Genomic DNA, 16,149 nt, shown 5'->3' with positions numbered 1-16,149 from the left:
CTATCTTTAACTAAAAGTTTTCTGCAGAGATTACCGTGCTCGCAACAGCACGGTATTACCGTTAATTGCTTGGTCTAGTCGATTTAATCTTTGTCGGTTGACTGATTGCAAGTACTGTCCCCATCGACGATATAATGATAAAAACAATTGCTAACCACTGATAGTAGGTTAATTGTTCATGTAACACAATTAGTCCAGAAAGTGCTGCAAAAACGGGCGACAAACTCATTAATGTACTAAATGTTTTAGCCGGTAATTTAGGCAAAGCCATCATATCTAACCCATAAGGAATCGCCGATGCCAATAATGAAACGACAAAAACCATCGGAATAAGTTCTAATGAAAACATGGCGCTACCAGTTTGCCAGATACCGATAGGAAATAAAAAGCACGAAGCAATAACCGACCCAATTGCGACACTTGATGAACCATGAAGGGCGCTAGCTTTACGCCCAAATAAGATATAACATGCCCAGCCACTTCCTGCTAATAGCGCATATAAAATCCCAATGAGATCTAAATGGTTTGATGCTTGATGAATAGGCAAAAGCATAGCAAGGCCAACAACGGCAACACCTAACCAAATAAAATCGAGCACTTTTCGAGAAGAACACATTGCCACTACAATAGGTCCAGTGAGTTCAATTCCAACAGCAATACCTATCGGAATTCTTGCAATCGCTTTATAAAAAGCTAAATTCATACAACCAATTGATATACCATATAAAAAAATGTATTTCAAAGCTTTTGGGGTCATGGCTTTGCGCCATGGTTTAAATATCAAAACTAACAAAATTGCCGAAAAAAATAACCGCCAAGCAGTCATTCCTTGAGGCCCGAGAATAGGAAACAAATATTTGGCTATAGATGCGCTACCTTGAACCGAAATCATTGAAATTAAAATAAAAAAAATAGGCAAAAATCTTCTAAGCATACAGAATTACCTTAATTGAATTTTGAAATTATTGCATATACAACGGGTGACAAAGCATTTTAAGTAGACATGCGCTTGAGCATAAAATTAACTAATAACAGACTAGTTTATCTGTTAATTAGTTCTCTCTTTTTACTGACAATAAGGCAAGATCTTGTAATGCTTGTTTATAGGGTGAATCGGGTAAAATAGCGACAACATCAAACGCTTTTTGAGCCTCTTCTTGAGCGGTTTGTAGCGTAAAATCTAGCGAACCACATTCATCCATGATTTGTAATATACGATCTAATAAATTTCGCCCATTACCTTGCTCTATTGCTTGACGAATTAAAGTTGCATCTTGAGCATTTTTAGTGTGGCGCATTGCATGTAAAAGCGGTAAGGTTGGTTTACCTTCGTTAAGATCATCGCCTAAATTTTTACCTAATTTTTGGTTGCTATCAGCGCTATAATCGAGTAGATCATCAATGATTTGAAAAGCTGTACCTAAATATTTGCCATATTCTTGCAAAGCAATCTCTTGTTGCTCGTTTGCACCAGCTAAGACCGCAGCAGAATGCGCGGTCGCCTCAAATAAACGTGCGGTTTTGCGATAAATAACATCTAAATATTGTTCTTTCGTGATATCGGGATCGTTACAATTAATCAATTGTTGTACTTCGCCTTCAGCAATCACATTTGTTGCAGCCGACATGATCGTCAATACTTTAAAAGATTCTGTACGCACCATCATTTGAAAAGAACGTGTATAAATATAATCACCAACAAGCACACTTGCAGCATTACCAAAAAGTGCATTAGCGGTCGATTTACCACGGCGTAAGTCAGACTCATCAACAACATCATCATGCAATAAAGTGGCAGTATGAATAAATTCAATAAAAGCTGCTGTGATAATATGTTTATCGCCTTGATAGTGAAGTGCTTTAGCAATTAATAATGCAATAACAGGGCGTATGCGCTTTCCACCACTACTAATGATGTAATTACCTAACTGATTAATTAAAGCCACATCAGAACTAAGTTCTGCTTGTATAGCTTGATTTACTTTTATTAAATCGTCTTTAACAAGATCGAGTATTTGATTCATTGACGGAGTGTTCATCAGCCTAACCATTATAAATAATAGATATCTATTTTCTATTATCTGATAAATATCATGATGCAACAAGGTCTTATCTATCATATTTCAAAAAATGCTACAAATGATAAGCATTTTCATCTAGAATACTTAACTTAAGTTAAAAATGATTATTGCTATGAAGATTAACTTTGATATAGACATAGATAATGCTAAGGCTCCTTTGAGCCCTACTAAAAAGAAGCCTAAGAGTCGCTATATATGTACATCGGCTTCTGTAGTATCACATCTTGTATTATTTGCGCTACTGTTTAGCTCGGCCTTATTTACTGAAAATATTGTTATTGATGAAGGCGATAATGCAATTAAAGCTGTTATGGTCGATTTATCGCAATTGGCAGCTCCCGAGCAATCATTAGTAGAAAATACCCCCGATATTAAAGGTATGGAAAATAAAGAAATTATTGATAATAAACCGATTGAAGAAATTCCCACTGATCCAGTTGTTGAACCAGAAGTCGTTAAAGAAGAAACAATCGACCCTATTGTTGAAAAAACACCCGACAAACCTACTGTAGATCCCCAAAAGAACATCGTGGTGAAAAAAGAATCAAAACCGAAGAAAAAACGCTCACCAGCCCAAAAAGCTTCACGTCAACAGGTCAGGCAAGAGGTTGCCAGTGAAAATGTCGCTAATACTTCCGTAGCCCCAAAGATTTCAGATAGTCATCGATATTCAGGCAACCCTTCGCCAATTAGACGAAATCAACCCGAATACCCACGGCGAGCGCTTGATATGCGTTTAGAAGGTTATGTGATTGCTATGTTTGATGTTAACAAAGATGGGCGGGTTGAAAATATTCGAATAATAGAGGCCAACCCTAATAATATTTTTAATCGTTCAGTAATCAACGCCATGAAAAGTTGGAAATATCAACCAATTGCTAGCAAAGATTTAAAAATAAAAATTATCTTTAATCGCGATAAATCAATTAGTCTAGATTAATAGTGATGTCGATGGAAAAGCCATAACTTCAATTAAGAAATTATGGCAACGATACAACTAATAAGCAAATTTGTTTGCCATCAATTTTTCAATTTTCACTGGATCTTTGGGCACATCAGAGGTCAATACTTCATTGCCTGACTCAGTAATTAAAATATTATCTTCAATCCGAATGCCTATGCCTTTATATTGTGCCGGCACATTTGCATCTTGGTTAATATAAAGCCCAGGTTCAACTGTTAATACCATACCTGGCTCTAAAATGCGGCTGCGATCACTACCAACATCATGCACATCTATGCCTAACCAATGTCCTAAACCATGCATATAATAGTGAGTGTAGGCTTTGTTAGCAATTAAAGTATCTATATCTCCTTGCATAATACCTAATTTAACTAAACCCTCTACCATCGTTCTAACAACATGATTATTCACATCCATAATTGATGTGCCTGGCTTAAATAATTTAATAGCTTGATATTGTGATGCTAAAACAATGTCATAAATTTCACGCTGAGCTTGGCTAAATTTACCATTAATCGGAAAAGTGCGTGTAATATCTCCTGCATAGTATTGGTATTCACAACCCGCATCAATCAAAACTAAATCACCATCTTTTAACTGATCACTGTTATTTTCATAATGTAAAATGCAACCATTATTACCACTACCTACAATAGTATTATAAGACGGTGAGCGGGCGCCATGCCAAGCGAAATCATGTAAAATTTCGGCCTCTAATTGATATTCATACATATTCGGTTGACATCTCTGCATAGCGCTAATATGAGCTTTTGCACTAATCTTGCAAGCTTGACGTAAAAGTTTTATTTCAAAATCTGATTTAACCATGCGCATTTCATGGACGATAGGACGCCAATCAATTTTACAGTTAGGTGCAGATAAATTCATTCTACTACCTTGTCGTAAGGTGTTAATCGCATGATCCACAATACCATCTGCATATGCATACTGTTGATCAGCATGATAAACTGCCGTTTTACCATTTAATAAATCAGGTAATATCCTATCAATTTCATCAAATAAATATGCCTCATCAATAAATATAGCCTTTAATGCGGCTTGCTGACCTAAACGGTAACCTGCCCATATCTCTGCCAAAGCATCTTTTTTGCGGTTAAATAATACATATTTCGCCGTGTTATCCTTTTGTTTAATAACCACAAAAACCGCTTCTGGTTCGGCAAAAAGAGTAAAATACCAAAAATCACTATTTTGTCGATACGGGTAATGCGTATCATTACTACGTACAACTTCTGGAGCTGCAAAAAAAAGAGCAATACTATTTGGCACCATTTCGGCTAATAATTTCTCTCGCCGTGCCAAGAGTTCTGTTTTGATATCAGTGTTTATCATTATAATGACCTTGAGGTGTGTAATTATTATTAATGGATTGTTGGGCGAATATCTGGCTCATTAAATTCATCAAAACATAGCATCGAAGTTATGCGAACATACTCTCTTATTTCTTCAAAAGCAAAACCAAGTTCTTGCTGCTCTTCATTTTCATCATAGCCCAATTTAACAATTTGGCGAAGATCATAAATAGCCTCACCAACATCACCTTTAATGTGGTTAATTTTAGGTTGTACAAGTCCAATGCCAAGCAAGAAATGATTCACCCAGCCGACTAGATCATCAAGCTGTGCATATAAATCCTTATCACTTAGTAATAATTGGAAACTGAAATCCTCTTCAAAGAATTGTTGTTTGGTAAGTGTATAAAGATGGCTTATTTTTTCATCCAATGAGGCAGGTATTTTTTGACCATTATTTAACATATCTTCAACCAATGAATGCCAGCTTTCATCAAAATTACCGCCAGCTAATATGCCTGAAAGAAAACCGTGCAGTTCGGCTGCGGTAATACCTATTTTATTTTGAATTAGTTGACCATTAAATTCGTCATAATTAATCGCATTTGACATAAACTTCACCTTAGTCTTATTGCATCATAAAAAAATGTACTCTGCACTTTCTCTGATTATTAGTATATAATTATAAATAATAAACAGGTTCCTGCACTTTATAAAGGAATTATTTTGAACATTGTAGAATTAACCATGAAATTGTTTCTGCAGCTATTATTTTTTGTAGGATTATCATTATCATTAACTGCCTGTGGCTTATTTCTATCAAATAAAGGTATGATTGTCCTTGATGTGCGAAACAAAATACATACTAATGTAACAGGTCAAGATTTACCTAAAGCTTATAAATTAGGTGATAGTGAGCAAGAATTACAACGATTTGAAACTTTCTGTAGAGAAGAGATACGAGCATCACAGCTTGATGGTAGTGAAGAAATGGTTTTTGAAAATATAAAACATGGTATTCATGGACAGGTAGAATTTAAAAAATGCAGTGATAAGATCACTCGTATCTATCAGTATTGATCAAATATGACTATCTTAATAAATTAAGATAATACGATTGACCTAATATAAAAGATATATGAAATCTTACTAGCCTTTCAGGCTGTTTTTATTTATATTGGTCGCTAGAACGAAAATTTTTTGGGAGTAAAATAATATGTATAAACAAGATGTAACCATTACAGCATCTAACGGTCTTCATACCCGCCCTGCTGCACAATTTGTTAAAGAAGCCAAAAACTTTAACGCAGAAATCACGGTCACATCTAATGGCAAAAGTGCAAGCGCTAAAAGCCTATTTAAATTACAAACATTAGCTTTATCACAAGGCACAACTATTACTATTGAAGCTGAAGGCGAAGACGAAAAAGAAGCTGTTGATCACTTAGTAAAATTAATTCCCGAGTTGGAATAAATAACTCCCGACTAGCTATGAATGGTTTTAAAATTGAATAAGGATTAAATGTTATGGTATCAGGTACACTTGTTTCCCCAGGTATCGCTTTTGCTAAAGCGCTATTATTAAAAGAAGAACCTATTGTTATTAGCAATAGACAAATTCTTGATAACAAGATTGACGCTGAGATTGAGCGCTTTAAGGAAGCTCGAGAAAAATCAAGCAAACAACTTCATGCGATCATGGAACGGGCGAAATCAACATTAGGAGAAGATAAAGCGGCCATTTTTGAAGGGCATATTATGCTTCTTGAAGATGAAGATCTTGAACAAGAAGTTATTTCTCGTATTCAAAGTAAGCACTCAAGCGCTGATGCTGCTGTTCAATCTGTTTTTGAAACTCAAGCTAAAGAGCTCGAAAATTTAGATGATGAATATCTAAAAGAACGTGCTGCAGATATTCGTGATATCGGTAAACGATTACTAAAAAATATTTTAGGTATTGAAATTGTTGACTTAAGTGCTATTAGCCAGCCATGTATTTTAGTTGCAACTGACTTAACGCCGTCTGAAACAGCTCAACTAAACTTAGAAATGGTATTGGGTTTTATTACTGATGCTGGTGGGCGCACCTCGCATACCTCAATTATGGCTCGTTCTTTAGAAATCCCTGCTATCGTTGGCACATCTAATGCAACTCAAGCAATCAAACAAGGTGATTTCATTATTCTAGATGCGATCAATAATGCTATTTATATCAACCCAGATCACACTACTCAAGAAAAGTTAAAACAAGTTCAAGCTAAATACCTTAGTGACAAAGAAGAACTTGCTAAATTAAAAGATCTACCCGCTGTAACCCTTGACGGTCACCAAGTAGAAATTTGTGGCAATATTGGTACAGTACGGGATATTGCTGGTGCTGAACGTAATGGTTATGAAGGTGTTGGTTTATACCGCACAGAATTCTTATTTATGGATCGTGAAGCGTATCCTGACGAAGAAGAACAATTTAAAGCATATAAAGAAGTAGCTGAATCAACAAATGGTTTATCTGTGATTGTACGCACCATGGATATTGGTGGTGATAAAGATGTCCCATATATGCATTTACCAAAAGAAGAAAATCCATTCTTAGGTTGGCGAGCAATTCGTATCTGTTTAGATCGTAAAGAAGTGCTTCATGCACAATTACGTGCAATTTTACGTGCATCAGCATTTGGTAAATTGCGCATTATGTTCCCAATGATTATTTCTGTAGAAGAAATCCGCATATTAAAGTCTGAAATCAATATCCTTAAGGAACAATTAAATGCTGAAGGTAAAGCGTTTGATAAAAATATTGAAATTGGTGTAATGATTGAAACGCCAGCAGCCGCTGTAATTGCACATCACTTAGCCAAGGAAGTCGATTTCTTTAGTATTGGAACCAATGATTTAACACAATATACGCTTGCCGTTGATCGTGGTAATGAATTGATTTCTCATCTTTATAACCCATTTTCACCTTCAGTACTAACACTAATCAAAAATGTTATAGATGCTTCTCATAAAGAAGGAAAATGGACTGGTATGTGTGGCGAACTTGCTGGTGATGAAAGAGCGACAATTTTATTACTTGGTATGGGGCTTGATGAATTTAGTATGAGCGCAGTATCAATTCCTAAAATTAAAAAATTAATTCGTAATACAAATTATGAAGAGGCGAAAAAATTTGCTGATACTGCATTAGAAAAAGCAACCGCCAAAGAAATTATTGATTTAATTGAAAATTATACTGCTGAAAAGCAAATTTGTTAGGAGACAATAATGGGTCTATTCGATAAAATTAAACAATTCGTATCCGATGATAATAAAAATGGCATCGAAATTATTGCCCCCTTAAGTGGCGAAATTGTCAAAATCGAAGATGTACCAGATGTGGTTTTTGCTGAAAAAATCGTTGGTGATGGAGTAGCAATTAAACCTTCTGGCAATAAAATTGTTGCACCATTAAGTGGTAAAATTGGCAAAATCTTCGAAACCAATCATGCTTTTGCTTTAGAATCTGATGAAGGCATTGAACTTTTTGTTCACTTTGGTATTGATACTGTGGAACTAAAAGGTGAAGGTTTTACGCGAATTGCCGAAGAAGGCCAACAAGTTAAAGCAGGCGATACCATTATTGAAATTGACCTACCACTACTTGAAAGTAAAGCAAAATCCGTATTAACACCTGTGGTTATTTCTAATATGGAAACAATTGTGGAACTCACCAAACTATCAGGTGCAGTAGAAGCAGGTAAAACGCCAATAATGCGAATTAAAAAGTAATAAATATTGCTTATAAAAAAACCTTCAGCCTAAGCTGAAGGTTTTTGTTTTATACTCACATACAGGTATTTTCTAAAACATCTTAACGCCATTTTTTGTATTGATTAATTAAGTTATTTGTAGATTCATCATGTGAATTTACTGGTTTATCATCTGCCAATTCAGGTAAAATCCGACCCGCTAATTGCTTACCTAGTTCTACTCCCCATTGATCAAAACTAAAGATATTTAAAATAACCCCCTGAGCAAAGATCTTATGTTCATACATGGCAACTAACGCACCAAGAGTATAAGGGGTGATTTTTTTCACTAATATTGAATTAGTTGGCTTATTGCCATCAAAGACTTTAAATGGTACCACAGACTTCACTTCGTCAAGGTTTTTACCAGCGGCAATAAATTCTTGTTCAACTTGCTCTTTTGTTTTACCAAAAGCTAAAGCTTCGGTTTGTGCAAAAAAGTTAGATAACAATTTCGGATGATGATCACCAACTGGATTATGACTAATAGCTGGTGCAATAAAATCACAAGGAATCAGTTTAGTACCTTGATGAATTAATTGATAAAACGCATGCTGACCGTTCGTACCTGGCTCACCCCAAATAATTGGACCAGTAGTATAGGCAGTTTTATTACCATTCCGATCAACACTTTTACCATTTGATTCCATATTCCCTTGTTGAAAATAAGCAGCAAAACGATGCATATATTGATCATAAGGTAAAATTGCTTCAGTTTCAGCACCGCAAAAATTATTGTACCAAATACCAATTAGTGCCAATAATGCAGGTATATTTTTCTCGATTGGCGTACTTTGGAAATGCTTATCCATTGCATGGCCTCCAGCTAAAAATTGTTTAAAATTATCAAATCCAATTGATAATACAATTGATAAGCCAATAGCCGACCATGATGAATAGCGTCCACCCACCCAATCCCAAAATTCAAACATATTAGCGGTATCGATACCAAATTTTTCAACTTCCTTAGCATTAGTTGAAAGCGCAACAAAATGTAAAGCAACGGCTTTATCATCTTGAGCTGCATCAAGTAACCATGCTCGTGCCGTTTGAGCATTAGTCATGGTTTCTTGAGTGGTGAAAGTTTTAGATGCTACTAAAAATAATGTGGTTTCAGGGTTTAAATTTTTAAGCGCTTCAACAATATGGGTACCATCAACATTAGAAACAAAATGCATATTTAAATGGTTTTTGTAAGGACGTAGCGCTTCGGTAATCATATGAGGCCCCAGATCTGAACCACCAATTCCAATATTTACAACATCAGTGATCGCTTTTCCAGTATAACCTTTCCATTCGCCACTAATGATTTTTTTACTGAATGATTCCATCTTTGCCAGTACTGCATTAACATCATCCATCACATTCTTACCATCAACATAAATTGGGGTATTTGATACATTACGAAGTGCGACATGCAATACAGCACGATCCTCTGTACGATTAATTTTTTCACCACTATACATAGCTTTAGTTGCACCAACTAGATCGCATTCATCAGCTAATTTATAGAGTAGTTCTAACGTTTCTTGCGTTATCCTATTTTTGGATAAATCAACCAAAAACTCATCTTCAAAAGGAATGCTGAGATTTTCAACTCGTTTAGCTTCCTCTTTTAATATTTGCGCAATTGTTTTGCTGTGATGTTTTTCATAGCTAGCTTGAAGAGATTTCCAAGAATGGGTCGTAGTTGGATCAATTGACTTTAACATAACTTATTCCTTAAATAATATGACTCTACATCCATAATATAACTATGCCCAGCATGATGCAAGATAAGGATCTTATCGGATAAATTAAGTGTTATTGAAAATAATTGATATTGGATAGGCTATACTCATTCAAATAACTTTTTTAAGGGGTAAGATAAATTTAACGCCAAAAAAGCAAAGTATATGAATCAACAAAAATGCCCAAGACAAACTTTCAGCGCTGATTTCAAATCGCGAATGATGAAACGTTATCTGTAAGGGGGAAATCACGCAATGATTTGGTCAAAGAATAGGATCTCACACCATTTGCTTTAGAACGTTGGATAAATCAATCTAGTAAAAGTAGCTCATTTAACTCTAAAGGTAATCGCACTCCAAAACAAAATGAATTAATGGCCTTACGCAAAAAACTTAAACAACTGCGTATGAAAAACGAAATCCTAAAGCAGGCTGCACTAACAATGGCGCGAAAATCAAAATTCTAAAAAATAATCAACATCGTTACCCTATTGTGGCATTATGTCGCTGCTTAGGAATATCAAGATATCATGCCTAATATCAGTGCAAAACTACAAAATATAAATCTACCTCATATTATGCAGAAGAAATATTGACGGCCTACAATTGCAGCTATCATTAACATCAAAGTACACAGTTAAACGTTACCAAACACATCAGACCACAATTTTGTTGTTTGAATAGGTGTTGCCACTCCAAGTTTTTTGAATTAGTGTAACCTATTCAAAATCGGCGAAGCTAGGGTAATTTTTGTGAAAAATAAAAATACCAATCAATTAACACAATTAGATGATGTATCAACTGTTATTGGAGTAAAGTAATGAGCAAAATTGATTTTACCTTACATAATATTCCATTATTACTTACGAGAAATAAAAGTAAGCAATGGCAAGAGGATATTATTCAAAGTTCAACAGCCTTATTAAACTTTTTAAAAAATAATGAATTATTAATTGGTCTTGAACCTTTTGATGATGCAGGAAAATTAAAAACTGATACTGTTATTAAGATGTCAAACGTTACTCAAGAAGGCTTAGAATTATTCAAAACTACTGTAGATGAATGGTATAAATATCTCGCTAAAAGTACAGTTCCCGATAAGTATAAAAATATAAGTAGCCTAGAAAAAGGTTTAGCTAAAATTCGAAAAATTAAAAGCTAATTAAAAAATGAAAGGCTATGGTCATGAACATATAAAAGCTAATGTTCCAATAAGATAATTGTATGTACTAGCTCAAACTCTAATGATTAGCATAATTCTTAATGTAACAACCTCGACCGGCTGGTAAGCAAAAGACACAGCAAACACGGGCAGACCGATTACTACTATGATCGCACCGGCAGAATCGAAGGCTGTCGTAACCAGAGATACTGGGAAACCCTGCAATATGATGCTGCTGCTAACCTATTAGACCACAGACGGCCAATAGAATTAGACCCTAGCAATCAGAATATCATCCGCTGTAACCAGCTCCTGAATTTCAGAGAACACCACTACAGCTACGACGAGCACGGCCGAACCCAAACCAAACAGAGCATCGGCGCCACCCAGCACTACCACTACGACGCTGAACACCGCCTGAGCGAAGTACGCATCGAACAACTAAACCGCAGCCAGCGTTACGGCTACGTCTACGACGCCTTAGGCCGGCGTATCGAAAAGCATCAGATAGACCGTGACGGCCAACCCTACAACCGTACCCGCTTCCTGTGGGACGGCTTAAGAATGATTCAGGAAACCGGCCCAAATCACCCCACCAGCCTGTATATCTATACCGACCAGAACAGCTACGAACCACTGGCACGGATAGACACAGACGGCAACTATGAACAACATATCCGCTACTTCCATACCGACCTGAATGGCTGTCCGGAAGAGCTTACCGATGCAAACGGCGAAATACTCTGGGAATGCAGCTTTCAGCTGTGGGGAAAGCGGATTCATGAAATCGAACACGAATCAGTAGAGCAAAACCTCAGATATCAGGGACAATATTTAGACAGAGAAACCGGCTTACATTACAATACTTTCAGGTACTATGATCCGGATATAGGTAGATTTACACAGCCAGATCCGATTGGGCTGCTGGGTGGGTTTAATCTGTATCAGTATGCGCCTAATGGGTTGACTTGGGTGGATCCGTGGGGGTGGGTTAAATGTGGAACAGCTAGAAAAAATCGAATGCCTTCAAAAAAGAATAAAAACTTAGATCATTCTAAAACAACATACCATGCAGATGGTTCTGTAACTTTTTATGATCATAAAGGACGTGCTGTAACATATAGTAAAGATGGTGTTGCTGATTTTTCCCCGTATGCTGAACAATATGCAACATCAAATAAATTTAATGGTAATCGAGCACATGATAATAAGATAGCAAATGAACAAATTGGTTATTCTGGTGACAAAGCTCCTCCTGGAAAGGTTTGGCATCATGTCGATAAAGATTATATGATTCTTTTGGATGCGGAGTTGCATAACAACTTTCCTCATACAGGCAGTGCATCCGTTCTTATACATGGGTAATATTTTAGGAGTTAGCATGCTTAAATCAAAATATAATGTTCCAAAAAACATTGATAAACGTATTTCAAAGTTACAGTTAAAAATAGATTCAAACAATTCTTATATTGATTTTTTGAAAAAATATAATGTAGTTGTTTTTGATACTGAAGTTAATTTTGACTACTGTATTGATTGTGATGGAGAATCATTACCATTAGAGGTCATTTTGGGTTTTTCAAAAGAAAATAGAGAAGATTTATTAGCTACTAACGATACATATCTGAATAGAATACCTGAGAATTATTTTGCTGTAGCAACACTTAATTATGGCGATCTACTTTGCTTAAGCCCAAATGGCGAAGTTTATTATTGGGATCATGAAGTTAATGATCTCTATTTTGACATGTCTGTAAAAAATGGTTATCTAGAACAAAATACTAATCTGAAGTTTGTTGCAAATTCGTTTGATGCATTTTTATCAATGATTATTAAAAGTGAAGTTGAAAATGATTATGATCCTGATGAAGATGAATATAACAATCCTAACATTCCTTTTCCTGATGAAACATTATCTTCAATGCTCAAATATTCAAAGGTTTTTTTTACAGCATCAGAAAATAGACTTAAAATTTATTTAAAAAAACTGGAATTATCTGAAAAAGGGCGCGAAGTACTTGCCAAATTTAAAGAAGAAGGTCTTTTGTAGAAATAGCGTCAGTTAAAAATCAAGCAGCATTTTTCAAATAAATATATAATAATTTCAATATAGTATTATTTTGATTAGATGAAGTCTATTAATTATTTTAGATCCTATTAAATTTTATATATTTAATTGCCATAGGTGACAGTTAATTATGTCACCTATTTCTATAGTATATTAATTATTACATATTTCTAGTTTCTAACCAGCATTGTTCATTTTTCTGATGCTTGGTTACATTGCTTCATCAGTCGTGAAAGTTTTACATTTTTTATAGTGTAGCATACTACGATCCCCTCGGCCGTACCACCCAAACCCAGTGGCTGCCCCACTGGGCTTTACCCACCATCAGCGTCGACCCCAATGGCAGCACATGGCGTTACTACTACGACCAGCGCGGCAACCTGCGCAGCGTTATCGACCCCCTAAAGCAGCGTACCAACTACCAGTACGACAACCTCGACCGATTGGTAAGCAAAAAACACAGCAAACACGGCCAGACCGATTACCGCTATGATCGCACCGGCAGAATCGAAGGCTGCCGCAACCAGAGATACTGGGAAACCCTGCAATACGATGCCGCTGCCAACCTGCTGGACAGCAAATACAGAGAAGACTACAGCAACCACAACCTGATTCGCTGTAACCAGCTCCTGCATTTTAGAGGGCACCACTACCGCTATGACGAGCACGGCAGAACCCAGACCAAACAGACCATCGGCGCAACCCAGCACTACTACTACGACGCCGACCACCGTCTAAGCGAAGTACGCATTGAACAGCTCAACAAAACCGAACGATACCGCTATCTCAATGACGCCCTTGGCAGACGCATCGAAAAACAAAAGTTAGACCGCGAAGGCAAACCTTACAACCGTACCCGCTTCCTGTGGGACGGCTTAAGAATGATTCAGGAAACCGGCCCGAATCACCCCACCAGCCTGTATATCTATACCGACCAGAACAGCTACGAACCATTGGCGCGGATAGACACAGACGGCAACCAAGAACAGCATATCCGCTACTTCCACACCGACCTGAATGGCTGTCCGGAAGAACTAACCGATGCAAACGGTAAAATATTGTGGGAATGCAGCTTTCAGTTATGGGGAAAGCGGATTCATGAAATCGAACACGAATCAGTAGAGCAAAACCTCAGATATCAGGGACAATATTTAGACAGAGAAACCGGCTTACATTACAATACTTTCAGGTATTATGATCCGGATATAGGACGCTTTACCCAGCCAGACCCGATTGGTTTAGCTGGTGGGTTTAATCTGTATCAGTATGCGCCTAATGGGTTGACTTGGGTGGATCCGTGGGGCTGGAGTTGTGGATCAACTAAAGATTCATATCAACGAGCAATGAATAAAGCATTGAAGTGGTTAGAAAAAAGAGGTTTTAAGGCTGAAAAAATTAATACGGGAAAATTTGGTTCTATAAAAGGGAAGCCAGTTGGAATGACTACTGCTGATGGAAAAACTGGGTTTAGGATTGAGTATGATGAAAGAAGTGGTGCTCATATAAACGTATTTAGTGGAAAAGAGAAAGGAGAACATTTTTTATTTGATGCTACAGAATCAATAGTAACTAAACTTCAAGGCCTATTTAATCTTCCTTCTAAGCCCCGGAGAGACTCATGACTCTTGATGATGAAATAAAAATGAAACTTTCGCAATTATCAGAACCACCAGAGCTAGTTGATAATTGGGAAGAGATTGCACATAAATTATCTAATTCTTTTGACTGGAAAGGAACGAAAATTGATTGGTCAAAAACTTTTAAACACAAAAGCAATCAACTTTTTGGAAGTTATTCCAAATGGTTATCTACAATAAGAAAATTTATTGTAGATAATGATATATCTACTAAAATTAGAGAAAGCGGGGATATTTACTATATAAATGATTCATCTTTAAATTTTGCAGTACACTTAAAATTTAATCAATTTGATAGTTTCCTTGCTTTTGCTATAGAAAATATTCCTCAACATCATTATTTTTTTGATTCTTTAAATAAATGGTGTCTTGTTATAAGTTCTGAAGGGTTTATTGATTTTGGATTATCACTAAAAGAATCTGTTTAATTTTATTGTCTGAAAATATTTACGATAAAAAAGAGTTTTCTTTGGTATGTCCACACTTTTTAGTACCAAAAAGATAAGGTCATAGATTCATTTTATATTCAATGGGTGACTGGTAATTTAAAGACGAATGGAGTCTATTATAATTAAACCAATCCACATAGTGATTAAATTGTAGCCTGAGCTGTTCAAGTGAATCAAAAATCGTGTTTGATACAAATTCAGTTTTCACCGCTTTAAATGTTGCTTCAGCAACGGCATTATCATAAGGGCATCCCTTATGGCTTAATGAACGCTCAATGCCAAATTCCTTTAAACATTCATCAAGTAGATGATTATCAAATTCTTTTCCTCTATCTGAATGAAATAACTCAACTGAATTTAAGTTAATAGGGATTTGGCTGATAGCATCCATAACCAGTTGAGCATTTTTATGTTTTCCTGCACTTCGTCCCACGATTTCTCGATTGCTTACATCAATAATCATACAAAGGTAATGCCATTGTTGTTTTACTCTCACATAAGTTAAATCAGTCACTAACACTTTGCGTTGTTGGCCTACGGTAAACTCACGATTAAGTTGCTTACTTACTGTTGATTCGTTGCTTTGTTCTGTATTAGCACGATATTTTTTACAGGTATATTTTGATACTCATCCGTTTTCTTGCATGATTCGACCAATTCGGCGACGGGATAATAGTATGCTTTTCTTTCTAAGCGCTACTTGTAGTCGCCTTGTTCCATAGGATTGATAGTTATCGTTAAATACCGCTTTCACTTTTTTACTAAGCTCTTTGTCTGTTTTTTTACTGGTTAATTGTAGTTGATAATAGAAGCTATTTCTTGACACTTGTAAACATCGACATAACGCACGTAAACTATATCGATGTTGATTCTCGGTGATTAATTTGATTTTCGTCCTATTATCAACGCCGCTTGCTTTAGGATGTCATTCTCCATTAACAATCGCTTATTCTCTTT

General features: G+C 36.1%; 17 protein-coding genes and 1 pseudogene. 10 read left to right on the top strand and 8 right to left on the bottom strand.

Annotated features, from left to right (window positions below):
* Positions 1 to 61: 61 nt before the first annotated feature.
* Together A9G40_RS10630 and ispB are read right to left on the bottom strand one after the other, a co-directional pair.
* Complete coding sequence (locus tag A9G40_RS10630) at positions 62 to 934, bottom strand: EamA family transporter (protein ID WP_065583021.1); 873 nt, start codon at positions 932 to 934, stop codon at positions 62 to 64.
* A 118-nt stretch (positions 935 to 1,052) separates the two neighbouring features.
* Positions 1,053 to 2,039 carry an octaprenyl diphosphate synthase gene (gene ispB, locus A9G40_RS10625; protein ID WP_065583020.1) on the bottom strand — a complete coding sequence of 329 codons (987 nt, stop codon included), beginning with the start codon at positions 2,037 to 2,039 and terminating at the stop codon, positions 1,053 to 1,055.
* Between the two features lie 154 nt (positions 2,040 to 2,193).
* Between ispB and A9G40_RS10620 the strand changes: the two genes are divergently transcribed.
* Positions 2,194 to 3,021, top strand: a complete 828-nt coding sequence (locus tag A9G40_RS10620; RefSeq protein ID WP_065583019.1) for a TonB family protein — start codon at positions 2,194 to 2,196, stop codon at positions 3,019 to 3,021.
* A gap of 57 nt (positions 3,022 to 3,078) precedes the next feature.
* Here the strand turns inward: A9G40_RS10620 and pepP are convergent, their stop codons facing one another.
* Both pepP and A9G40_RS10610 read right to left on the bottom strand, forming a co-directional pair.
* Complete coding sequence (gene pepP / locus A9G40_RS10615) at positions 3,079 to 4,398, bottom strand: Xaa-Pro aminopeptidase (protein ID WP_065583018.1); 1,320 nt, start codon at positions 4,396 to 4,398, stop codon at positions 3,079 to 3,081.
* Between the two features lie 29 nt (positions 4,399 to 4,427).
* A complete protein-coding gene (locus tag A9G40_RS10610) occupies positions 4,428 to 4,970 on the bottom strand; it encodes a UPF0149 family protein (protein WP_065583017.1) in 543 nt (180 codons plus the stop codon).
* Between the two features lie 135 nt (positions 4,971 to 5,105).
* Between A9G40_RS10610 and A9G40_RS10605 the strand changes: the two genes are divergently transcribed.
* The 4 genes from A9G40_RS10605 (at position 5,106) to crr (ending at position 8,126) form a co-directional block, all read left to right on the top strand.
* Positions 5,106 to 5,438 carry a hypothetical protein gene (locus A9G40_RS10605; RefSeq protein WP_065567351.1) on the top strand — a complete coding sequence of 111 codons (333 nt, stop codon included), beginning with the start codon at positions 5,106 to 5,108 and terminating at the stop codon, positions 5,436 to 5,438.
* A gap of 136 nt (positions 5,439 to 5,574) precedes the next feature.
* Positions 5,575 to 5,832: a phosphocarrier protein Hpr gene (ptsH, locus tag A9G40_RS10600; RefSeq protein ID WP_065567350.1), complete on the top strand. Its 258-nt coding sequence runs from the start codon at positions 5,575 to 5,577 to the stop codon at positions 5,830 to 5,832.
* A gap of 53 nt (positions 5,833 to 5,885) precedes the next feature.
* Positions 5,886 to 7,613, top strand: coding sequence for a phosphoenolpyruvate-protein phosphotransferase PtsI (ptsI, locus tag A9G40_RS10595; protein WP_065567349.1), 1,728 nt, complete (start codon positions 5,886 to 5,888; stop codon positions 7,611 to 7,613).
* 9 nt (positions 7,614 to 7,622) lie between these two features.
* Positions 7,623 to 8,126 carry a PTS glucose transporter subunit IIA gene (gene crr / locus A9G40_RS10590; protein WP_065583016.1) on the top strand — a complete coding sequence of 168 codons (504 nt, stop codon included), beginning with the start codon at positions 7,623 to 7,625 and terminating at the stop codon, positions 8,124 to 8,126.
* 82 nt (positions 8,127 to 8,208) lie between these two features.
* On the opposite strand, the gene pgi is transcribed toward crr, so the two are convergent.
* Entirely contained in the window at positions 8,209 to 9,858 is a 1,650-nt protein-coding gene (gene pgi / locus A9G40_RS10585) for a glucose-6-phosphate isomerase (protein ID WP_065583015.1), read from the bottom strand.
* Positions 9,859 to 10,696: 838 nt separating this feature from the next.
* Here pgi and A9G40_RS10580 point away from each other — a divergent pair.
* Complete coding sequence (locus A9G40_RS10580) at positions 10,697 to 11,038, top strand: hypothetical protein (RefSeq protein WP_065583014.1); 342 nt, start codon at positions 10,697 to 10,699, stop codon at positions 11,036 to 11,038.
* A 319-nt stretch (positions 11,039 to 11,357) separates the two neighbouring features.
* Here A9G40_RS10580 and A9G40_RS14765 read toward each other — a convergent pair whose 3' ends face one another.
* A complete protein-coding gene (locus A9G40_RS14765; RefSeq protein WP_141675250.1) occupies positions 11,358 to 11,624 on the bottom strand; it encodes a hypothetical protein in 267 nt (88 codons plus the stop codon).
* On the opposite strand from A9G40_RS14765, the gene A9G40_RS10575 reads away from it, so the two are divergent.
* The 4 genes from A9G40_RS10575 (at position 11,603) to A9G40_RS10555 (ending at position 15,171) form a co-directional block, all read left to right on the top strand.
* Positions 11,603 to 12,403 (top strand): RHS repeat-associated core domain-containing protein, encoded by an 801-nt coding sequence (locus A9G40_RS10575; protein ID WP_141675249.1) that lies wholly within the window; start codon positions 11,603 to 11,605, stop codon positions 12,401 to 12,403. The two genes, A9G40_RS14765 and A9G40_RS10575, sit on opposite strands and share 22 nt — an antisense overlap.
* A 16-nt stretch (positions 12,404 to 12,419) precedes the next feature.
* Positions 12,420 to 13,088: an SMI1/KNR4 family protein gene (locus A9G40_RS10570; RefSeq protein WP_065583012.1), complete on the top strand. Its 669-nt coding sequence runs from the start codon at positions 12,420 to 12,422 to the stop codon at positions 13,086 to 13,088.
* Between the two features lie 461 nt (positions 13,089 to 13,549).
* Positions 13,550 to 14,728: an RHS repeat-associated core domain-containing protein gene (locus A9G40_RS14400; protein ID WP_218058009.1), complete on the top strand. Its 1,179-nt coding sequence runs from the start codon at positions 13,550 to 13,552 to the stop codon at positions 14,726 to 14,728.
* Entirely contained in the window at positions 14,725 to 15,171 is a 447-nt protein-coding gene (locus A9G40_RS10555) for a type IV secretion protein Rhs (RefSeq protein WP_065583009.1), read from the top strand. Before A9G40_RS14400 ends, A9G40_RS10555 begins: the two co-directional genes overlap by 4 nt.
* A gap of 79 nt (positions 15,172 to 15,250) precedes the next feature.
* Here A9G40_RS10555 and A9G40_RS14395 read toward each other — a convergent pair.
* A pseudogene (locus A9G40_RS14395) lies at positions 15,251 to 15,799 on the bottom strand (IS3 family transposase); the annotation flags it as partial.
* 21 nt (positions 15,800 to 15,820) lie between these two features.
* Entirely contained in the window at positions 15,821 to 16,018 is a 198-nt protein-coding gene (locus A9G40_RS14390) for an IS3 family transposase (protein WP_141675215.1), read from the bottom strand.
* Positions 16,019 to 16,149 lie beyond the last annotated feature (131 nt).

Source organism: Gilliamella sp. Nev3-1, assembly GCF_001690435.1.
Classification (GTDB): Bacteria; Pseudomonadota; Gammaproteobacteria; order Enterobacterales; family Orbaceae; genus Gilliamella; species Gilliamella apicola_C.
This window is presented reverse-complemented; position numbering and strand designations above follow the sequence as displayed.

What these genes read in the sequence shown, in the direction of transcription:
- A9G40_RS10580 (WP_065583014.1), top strand. Translation starts at nt 10,697, where the DNA reads ATGAGCAAAATTGATTTTACCTTACATAATATTCCATTATTACTTACG.
- pgi (WP_065583015.1), bottom strand. Translation starts at nt 9,858, where the DNA reads ATGTTAAAGTCAATTGATCCAACTACGACCCATTCTTGGAAATCTCTT.
- A9G40_RS10630 (WP_065583021.1), bottom strand. Translation starts at nt 934, where the DNA reads ATGCTTAGAAGATTTTTGCCTATTTTTTTTATTTTAATTTCAATGATT.
- pepP (WP_065583018.1), bottom strand. Translation starts at nt 4,398, where the DNA reads ATGATAAACACTGATATCAAAACAGAACTCTTGGCACGGCGAGAGAAA.
- ispB (WP_065583020.1), bottom strand. Translation starts at nt 2,039, where the DNA reads ATGAACACTCCGTCAATGAATCAAATACTCGATCTTGTTAAAGACGAT.
- crr (WP_065583016.1), top strand. Translation starts at nt 7,623, where the DNA reads ATGGGTCTATTCGATAAAATTAAACAATTCGTATCCGATGATAATAAA.
- A9G40_RS10570 (WP_065583012.1), top strand. Translation starts at nt 12,420, where the DNA reads ATGCTTAAATCAAAATATAATGTTCCAAAAAACATTGATAAACGTATT.
- ptsH (WP_065567350.1), top strand. Translation starts at nt 5,575, where the DNA reads ATGTATAAACAAGATGTAACCATTACAGCATCTAACGGTCTTCATACC.
- A9G40_RS10620 (WP_065583019.1), top strand. Translation starts at nt 2,194, where the DNA reads ATGAAGATTAACTTTGATATAGACATAGATAATGCTAAGGCTCCTTTG.
- A9G40_RS10575 (WP_141675249.1), top strand. Translation starts at nt 11,603, where the DNA reads ATGATTCAGGAAACCGGCCCAAATCACCCCACCAGCCTGTATATCTAT.
- ptsI (WP_065567349.1), top strand. Translation starts at nt 5,886, where the DNA reads ATGGTATCAGGTACACTTGTTTCCCCAGGTATCGCTTTTGCTAAAGCG.
- A9G40_RS10610 (WP_065583017.1), bottom strand. Translation starts at nt 4,970, where the DNA reads ATGTCAAATGCGATTAATTATGACGAATTTAATGGTCAACTAATTCAA.
- A9G40_RS10605 (WP_065567351.1), top strand. Translation starts at nt 5,106, where the DNA reads ATGAAATTGTTTCTGCAGCTATTATTTTTTGTAGGATTATCATTATCA.
- A9G40_RS10555 (WP_065583009.1), top strand. Translation starts at nt 14,725, where the DNA reads ATGACTCTTGATGATGAAATAAAAATGAAACTTTCGCAATTATCAGAA.